Origin of the sequence: Synechococcus sp. R3-13 (assembly GCF_047462195.1) — a bacterium.
Taxonomy (GTDB): Bacteria; Cyanobacteriota; Cyanobacteriia; order Thermostichales; family Thermostichaceae; genus Thermostichus.
Map to the genome: position 1 here is coordinate 1 of NZ_JANSIO010000233.1, position 6,762 is coordinate 6,762.

General features: G+C 58.7%; 8 protein-coding genes and 1 pseudogene. 5 read left to right on the forward strand and 4 right to left on the reverse strand.

The window, feature by feature from the left end:
* Window positions 1–116: 116 nt before the first annotated feature.
* Complete coding sequence (locus NW856_RS07330) at window positions 117–1,592, reverse strand: cryptochrome/photolyase family protein (protein WP_414399671.1); 1,476 nt, start codon at window positions 1,590–1,592, stop codon at window positions 117–119.
* A 127-nt stretch (window positions 1,593–1,719) separates the two neighbouring features.
* The gene (locus NW856_RS07335) at window positions 1,720–1,950 is read right to left on the reverse strand and encodes a hypothetical protein (RefSeq protein WP_414399672.1); all 231 of its coding nucleotides are present in this window, start codon (window positions 1,948–1,950) and stop codon (window positions 1,720–1,722) included.
* A gap of 176 nt (window positions 1,951–2,126) precedes the next feature.
* Here NW856_RS07335 and rbfA point away from each other — a divergent pair, with 176 nt between their 5' ends.
* From rbfA to NW856_RS07360, 5 genes and pseudogenes are all read left to right on the forward strand, one after another.
* A complete protein-coding gene (gene rbfA / locus NW856_RS07340) occupies window positions 2,127–2,561 on the forward strand; it encodes a 30S ribosome-binding factor RbfA (protein WP_414399673.1) in 435 nt (144 codons plus the stop codon).
* A 308-nt stretch (window positions 2,562–2,869) separates the two neighbouring features.
* A complete protein-coding gene (locus NW856_RS07345; RefSeq protein WP_414399674.1) occupies window positions 2,870–3,403 on the forward strand; it encodes a hypothetical protein in 534 nt (177 codons plus the stop codon).
* 41 nt (window positions 3,404–3,444) lie between these two features.
* On the forward strand, window positions 3,445–4,293 hold the full coding sequence (locus NW856_RS07350; protein ID WP_414399675.1) for a pseudouridine synthase: 849 nt from the start codon (window positions 3,445–3,447) through the stop codon (window positions 4,291–4,293).
* 68 nt (window positions 4,294–4,361) lie between these two features.
* Window positions 4,362–4,571: pseudogene (locus NW856_RS07355) on the forward strand (helix-turn-helix domain-containing protein); the annotation flags it as partial.
* Window positions 4,569–5,231 (forward strand): DUF4115 domain-containing protein, encoded by a 663-nt coding sequence (locus NW856_RS07360; protein WP_414382536.1) that lies wholly within the window; start codon window positions 4,569–4,571, stop codon window positions 5,229–5,231. The pseudogene NW856_RS07355 and the gene NW856_RS07360, both read left to right, overlap by 3 nt.
* Window positions 5,232–5,247: 16 nt before the next feature.
* Here NW856_RS07360 and NW856_RS07365 read toward each other — a convergent pair whose 3' ends face one another.
* Together NW856_RS07365 and NW856_RS07370 are read right to left on the reverse strand one after the other, a co-directional pair.
* Window positions 5,248–5,937, reverse strand: a complete 690-nt coding sequence (locus NW856_RS07365; RefSeq protein WP_414399676.1) for a phosphoribosylanthranilate isomerase — start codon at window positions 5,935–5,937, stop codon at window positions 5,248–5,250.
* 62 nt (window positions 5,938–5,999) lie between these two features.
* On the reverse strand, window positions 6,000–6,762 hold a 763-nt coding region (locus NW856_RS07370), incomplete at its 5' end, for an LOG family protein (RefSeq protein WP_414399677.1).

Consider the following 6,762-nt stretch of genomic DNA (forward strand, 5'->3'; position numbering starts at 1 on the left):
TCTATCCTAACATAAGATCAACACGACCTAGTGCTGCAGTTACCTGCTTTGGACGGGCATTTGCCTTAAGCTCTGGTAGCCACGGGGGATCCATTGGATTCCCTTTTTTTACGAGACTACACAACGCTTGGATTTCTATGATCGTTTGATCGTTGAACAGACTTGGAGTACCCCTGCTGCACCGCCTGGTAGCGCCGTTTGAACTCCTGCTGCTGCACCTTGTGATCCACAATGGGATCCGGATAGCCACAACTTCGCCGTTCCCGCAAAGCCCAGGCTCCCTTGGGGTCATCTCCCACCCACAGCAGAGCCGGCGTATCCAGCCGTGCCAGCTCCGGCAGATAGCGACGGATGTACTCTCCTTCCGGGTCATAGCGGGCTGCTTGCGTGGCCGGGTTGAAGATGCGCAGGGGCTTGGGATCCGTGCCCACACCGGCGCTCCACTGCCAACCGCCGTTATTGGCCGCCAGATCCCCATCCACCAGCTTTTGCATAAAGTAGCGTTCCCCCCAGCGCCAATCGATAAGCAGATCCTTGGTCAGGAAGCTGGCCACAATCATGCGGCAGCGGTTGTGCATCCAGCCAGTTTCGTTCAGTTGGCGCATGGCCGCATCCACGATGGGGTAGCCCGTCTGACCGGTGCACCAGGCCTGAAACCAGTCCTGCCGATTGTCCCACTCCAGGGCGTCGAAGGCTCGTCGATAGGCTCCGGTTTCCACGTGGGGCCAGTGGGCCAAGACATGCTTGTAAAACTCTCGCCAGCACAGCTCCTGCCGCCAAGTTTGCAAGCTGCTTTCGGCCTCTTGGCTGCGCACCTCGGCTTCCACCTCCCGCGTGGCTTGCCACACCTGGCGAATGCCGATCGTTCCCCAGCACAAGTGGGGGCTCAGTAGAGAAGTGCCCGGCTCAGCCGGGAAGTTGCGGGCTCGCTCGTAGTCCAAAATGCGCAAACCCTGACAAAAGTCTTCCAAAAGGGCTTGAGCCGCTGCTTCCCCCGCTGCTGGGATCCGCTGGTCGCAGACAAAGCCCAAATCTGCCAAAGTCGGTAGAGGCTGCGCTTTTAGTCCCGATACCGGCTGCAGACCCTCGGGGGTTGGGTAGGGATCCCGCTTGGGCAAGCTCGCCCACCTGCGCCAGAAGGGAGTGAAGACCGAATAGGGCTCCCCCGCTTGGGTCAACACTTCCCCCGGCCCGTGCAGCAGCATGTCTTGGTAAGAGAAGGACTGGATCCCGGCTGCGGCCAAACTGGCCTGCACTCGACTCTCTTGCTGTAGGGCGAACGGCTCCCCATCGGCATTCCAAAACACGGCCCTGGCTCCCAGGTCTGTGGCCAAGCACCGCAACTCCACCGAGGGATCCCCCAGCCGCCAGATCAGTGGGATCCCCATCTGGGCGTAGCGCTCTTGGAGCTCTTGCAGAGCCTGAAGCAAAAAGGCCACCCTAGCTGGGGCCATGTCCGACCGTCTCAGCATCTGCGGGTCGAAAATGAAGACAGGCACCACCTGAGAGCTGCGCTGGGCTGCCTCATGAAGAGCTGTGTTGTCCCCTAACCGCAGATCGCGACGATGCCAAAGCAAAACGGGGGAAGTCATAGGCTGCCAAGCAATGGGATCCCATCTTGGCTGGTTTCCACCGCCTCTTTCAACTCACCCCCCCCAAGGCCGGGATCCTGGGCAGCCAGAAGCTACACTGCGTTGTAAAGAACCTTGAAGAACCCTATCAAAGCTCTAGACTGTCGAACACCCGACTGGGACAATAGCGGCAGCGCTCATCCGGCTTTTGCTGGCCATCGCTGTATCCCATCGCGTAAGCTGTATCCCCCAACATCACCACAAGCTGAGTCAGCTTCAGCGAGAGCAACGGGTCAAGCGGCTCCGTCACATTCAGCATGAACTGCTCAATGGAGCGCCGCAGCGCCTCTGGCGTCTTGATCATCACGTCTCCATCCATCCATCGATGGCTTTAGGTATTCATACTCAAGGCAAGATGGACATGGACTCAGGATAAAGGTGGAAGGAAGAGATGCTCGTAGCATTGGCTACTGTTCTTGGGATCGAGCCGGCAAGGGCTGAGCTCCACACCAGCCAGAGCAGGCTTGCGGATGATGTTAGCCTAGGTATCCAGAAATGGCGACAGCGCGACGGGTGGCACGGGTAGCAGAGCTGATCAAACGAGAGGTCAGCCAAATCCTGCTCTCGGAGATCAAAGATGACCGGGTTGGGGCAGGGATGGTCAGCATTGTGGATGTCGAGGTTTCCAATGACCTGCAAAACGCCCGCATCTTCGTCAGCATTTATGGGGATGAGACAGCTCAACACCGAGCTATGGAAGGGCTAGCAGCGGCCACACCCTTTGTGCGGCGGGAAATCGGCCAGCGCCTCAGCCTGCGACGGGTGCCAACGGTGGTGTTTTTGCAGGATCGCTCTTTGGAGCGGGGATCCCGCGTTTTGGCTCTGCTCAACCAACTGAGACAGACCTCTGAGGCCAAGGCCCAGACTGGGGTTGAGGAACCGCTAGAGAACACCGCCGAGGGCGAAGAAAAACCATCGGGCGGTGAATAATTGCGGTGAATAATTGCACCGATGGCTAAGCAGACCAGATAGAGAGGCCTTTGCTTTGCAGCAATGCGGACAACATGGAAGAAAGATTTTTTACCGTTCGTGTCGCGTAAGCGGGCCCTGAAGTTTTTGGATTTGTTAGGCTTAAGGGAGCTATACAGCCCTTCCCCCGATCGTCTATCCGTACAGGACTCCATGTCTGCGGCACACTTGCGCAAACCAGAGCGCTCTGCTCCAAAGGGCAGCGGCGTTGTTGTGGTCAACCTGCGAAAGGGCTGTAAGGTTGCTGTCCATGCCTTTCCTGCCTTTTCATGGATGTTCAAAGCCCACTGCAACCGGATCCCTCTCTAGGGGGTGCTACTCCACTCCAAGCTCTGCAGGCCCTAAACCAGAGTGTTACCGAAGCTTTGGTTTCCTGCTTGAAAGGGCAACCCCAACAGGCCACTCAGCACCTTTTGCTGGCTCTGCCGCAGCTCATGGCGGCTCTGGGGGCCTTGAGGCAAAAATCTTCCGTTCGCGTAAGCGGGCCGGAGGTCTTGGCCGAGCCTGCAGGCTGCCCTTCAGAAGCCCAGCCCAAGCGCATCCTTCACATCGAAGGCAACCGCGTGGAAGTGTGGGTGGATAACCAAATTCGCAGCAGTTGGAGCATTTGGTCGGTGGGAGATCTCAAGGAAGTCTGTCGGCTGGCAGAAGAGTTCGACTGTGGCCTCAGCTATTCTCTAGGAGGAAACTCAGAGTCTCAGTCGGAGATGCTGCTGTTGCCCTCCAATTCTGCTGGTGTGTCCGACCGACTCTCCAACCCCGTTCGCGCAAGCGGGCCAGACGCCTCAGGCTCCGCCGCCTAGTACCCTCAGCTTCGGTTGCTGCTTTTGCTGCTCAAATCCCCATGGCAGAACCCCAACGGCTACAGAAGCTCTTGGCTCAGCAGGGATTGGCCTCGCGTCGCCAGGTGGAAGCCTGGATCCTGGCCGGGCGCGTTCGGGTCAATGGGAAGGTGGTCACTGAGCTGGGCTCCAAAGCCGACCCAGAGCGGGATTGCATCGAGGTGAATGGGCAAGTGATCCCTTTGGCCAAGGATCCGGCGCGCTATGTTTTGCTCCTGCACAAGCCAGTGGGGGTTTTGTCAACCTGTGCAGATCCTTGGGGACGCAAGACGGTGCTGGATCTGCTCCCCCCATCTTGGAAACGGCAAACCCGCCTCTACCCGGTGGGCCGGCTGGATGCGGACAGCAGTGGCGCTTTGCTGCTCACCAATGATGGCGACTTGACCTTGAAGCTGACCCATCCGCGCTATCATCTGCCCAAAACCTACCGGGTACAGGTACAAGGGCATCCGAGTCAGGCCACTCTGCAACATTGGCGAGACGGAGTAGATTTAGAGGGGTACACCACTCTGCCGGCGGAGGTGGAGTTTTGTCCTGCCCCGGATTTCCGGCAAAGGGAGCATCCCAATTGCTCCTGGCTGAGGGTGGTGTTGTTTGAGGGACGCAACCGGCAAATTCGGCGGGTGGCGGAGCGTCTTGGGCATCCGGTGCTCAGCTTACATCGGGAAGCCATTGGCCCACTGGGCTTGGGCAACCTGAAAGCAGGCCAGTTCCGCCAGTTGGATCCCCATGAGCTCCAAGCTTTGCTGGCCCCTCTCACCGGGCACAGCAGCTCATCCTCGCAAGGACTCCGTCCCGCTTACGCGATCGGGAAGCGCCCTCTAAGGCCTCCGGCCCGCTCACGCGATTAGCTCGTCAGAGCCTCTAACTGAGTGCAAACTCTCACAGTAGCCTCCTTTCTTCCGCAGGTGGCCAAATGATGCAAGAGCCAGCACACTCTTTAGAAGCCCTGGGATCCCTGTTGCGGCAAACACGGGAGGCACGGGGACTGACGTTGACAGAAGTAGCTAACGATACCTTCATTCGCTGCCAATATCTGCAGGCGCTGGAGGAAGCTGACTTGAGCCGGTTACCGGAGCCGGTGTATGTGCAAGGGTTTCTCAAGCGCTATGCCGACTATTTGGGGTTGGATGGCGAAACCCTCTCTCGGCGTGCCTCTCCGCTTTTATCGGCCAAAACCCCCCGCGCGCCAGCTCCTCTTGCTGTTGTCGGCCAGCAACCTGCCTTTGCCCTGCGCCCTCTCCACCTTTGGGCCGCTTATGTGGTGCTGATTGTGCTGACGGTGGGGGGATTGTCGGCTCTTTTGGAAGGCACAGGCAATCCTTTTGGGCGTTGGCTGGTGAGCCTGCCAACAGTTGGCCGGGAAGGCTCCGGCCAGCAACCGCCTGCTGCCAACTCCCCGGATCCCACTCTGTCGGCAGCTCAGCCCACGGCCCGCCAACTGTTTCCCACCCTCGACCAATGGACGCGCATTCAGGGCGTCTTCCCCGAGGTCTTGGAAGCTCACTCAGGGGGGGCGGGGCGCAAGCCGGTGCGTCTGGATATTCGCGTTGTGGAGCGCCCTTCCTGGTTGCGGGTCATCGCCGATGGGCAAACGGTTTTTGAGGCCACTTTACAGCCAGGGGCCGAGTTGAATTGGGAAGCGGAGCAGTCAATCGTGTTGCGTACCGGCAATGCAGGCGGCGTGCTGGTGACCTTCAACGACCGGGAGCTTGGAGTGATGGGCCGATTTGGGGAAGTGAAAGAGCTGATGTTCGAGCCGGGGTTGGATATTCAGTCGCTGCAGTAGGAACCCAGCCAAATGATCATCCCGTTGCGCTTGGCGTTATCGGCGGCAGAGTAGGAGCAATCTCCCACCCTTGGGAGCCAAGCTGCTGCAGCAGGTGCCGGACTTTGTCGATGTCTTTATCGCCTGCCCGACGTTCCACACCACTGGAGAGGTCGATGCCGCTTGGCTGCAGGTGGCTGAGCGCCTGCAGAACATTGTCCGGGTTCAGCCCACCAGCCAGTAGCCAAGGCAAGGGCAGGGAGCGGTGGGCAAGTTCTGGCCAATTCAGGGTTCGCCCCGTTCCCCCCGCCTGTTGGGGGTGATAGGCATCCAAAAGCAGCACCTCCACACAGTCTCGGTAGAGATGGGCTACTTCCAGATCCGCCGGCTGGCGAATGCGCAGGGCTTTGATGCGGCGGATCCCGGGAAGCCATTCCCCCAATTGCTGACAATCTTGCGGGGATTCTTGGCCATGCAACTGGACAGCCGTGAGGCCCACCGTTTCCACCCAGGCGGCGATGGCGCGGGGATCCTGATCCAGAAAGACCCCTACTTTTTCCACGTGGTCGGGCAGGGATCCCACCCAACGAGCCATTTCCGAGAGGGGCAAATAGCGGGGGGTATTGGGCACCGCGATGAACCCAAGGGCACTCACCCCCAGCGCGGCGATGGCCTCCGCCTGATCCTGACGGGTGATGCCGCAGATTTTGACAAACAACCGGCCCATTGGGAGCACCACCAAAACAATTGGCTGCTGGTTCTTGGATGGTTCTGAGAGCGCTGATACATCTACTTTTGTTCAGGGCGCATTTGCAGAGGATCCGGCTGTTCCGGGTGAAGCTTGTTGATCCGGCGCACCATTTGCCATAGCCGTCCAAAGTTGCGCTGGTTGAAGTGCATCACCAGCCGTGGCAGATGGGCAATATCTTCCTCGGCTTCCTCCGGCAAGGCCCCAGTTTGCTCGATCCGGCCCGAATCGAGAATATCGGCAAACTCTTCGTTTAAGATGTCTAGGGCTTCCGGTGAGAGTCTGGTGTTCAAGCGCAAAACCAGGAGCTCTCGCACGTAGCGATTGCTGTGAAAGACGCGATAAAAATCGACAATCTGCTGGCAGGCATCTTCCACGTCGTCGGTTAGGGTGTAGAGGAAGAGATCTTCTGGGCTGATCAAGCCGCGACCAAGCAGGTGCTCCCGCACGTATTCGTCCCATTCTTTCCAGTAGCAGCCACCTGTTCTGTCCACCAGCACCAAGGGCATGAGCTTGGTTTTGCCGGTTTGCATCAGGGTTAGGCATTCAAAGGCTTCATCCTGAGTGCCGAAACCGCCGGGAAAAAGCACCAGCGCGTCAGTTTCTTTGACAAAAAAGAGCTTGCGGGAAAAGAAATACTTGAAGTTGATAACCCGATCGCTGGCAGCAATGACGGGATTGGCCATTTGCTCGAAGGGAAGCTGGATGTTGAGCCCAAAAGAGTTCTCCAGCCCTGCCCCTCGATTGCCGGCTTCCATGATGCCGCTGCCGCCCCCCGTCATCACCATGAACCCCCGTTGACTG

Excerpts from the sequence above, each read along its gene's own strand:
- rbfA (WP_414399673.1), top strand. The coding sequence starts at position 2,127 with ATGGCGACAGCGCGACGGGTGGCACGGGTAGCAGAGCTGATCAAACGA.
- NW856_RS07365 (WP_414399676.1), bottom strand. The coding sequence starts at position 5,937 with ATGGGCCGGTTGTTTGTCAAAATCTGCGGCATCACCCGTCAGGATCAG.
- NW856_RS07350 (WP_414399675.1), top strand. The coding sequence starts at position 3,445 with ATGGCAGAACCCCAACGGCTACAGAAGCTCTTGGCTCAGCAGGGATTG.
- NW856_RS07330 (WP_414399671.1), bottom strand. The coding sequence starts at position 1,592 with ATGACTTCCCCCGTTTTGCTTTGGCATCGTCGCGATCTGCGGTTAGGG.
- NW856_RS07345 (WP_414399674.1), top strand. The coding sequence starts at position 2,870 with ATGGATGTTCAAAGCCCACTGCAACCGGATCCCTCTCTAGGGGGTGCT.
- NW856_RS07335 (WP_414399672.1), bottom strand. The coding sequence starts at position 1,950 with ATGGATGGAGACGTGATGATCAAGACGCCAGAGGCGCTGCGGCGCTCC.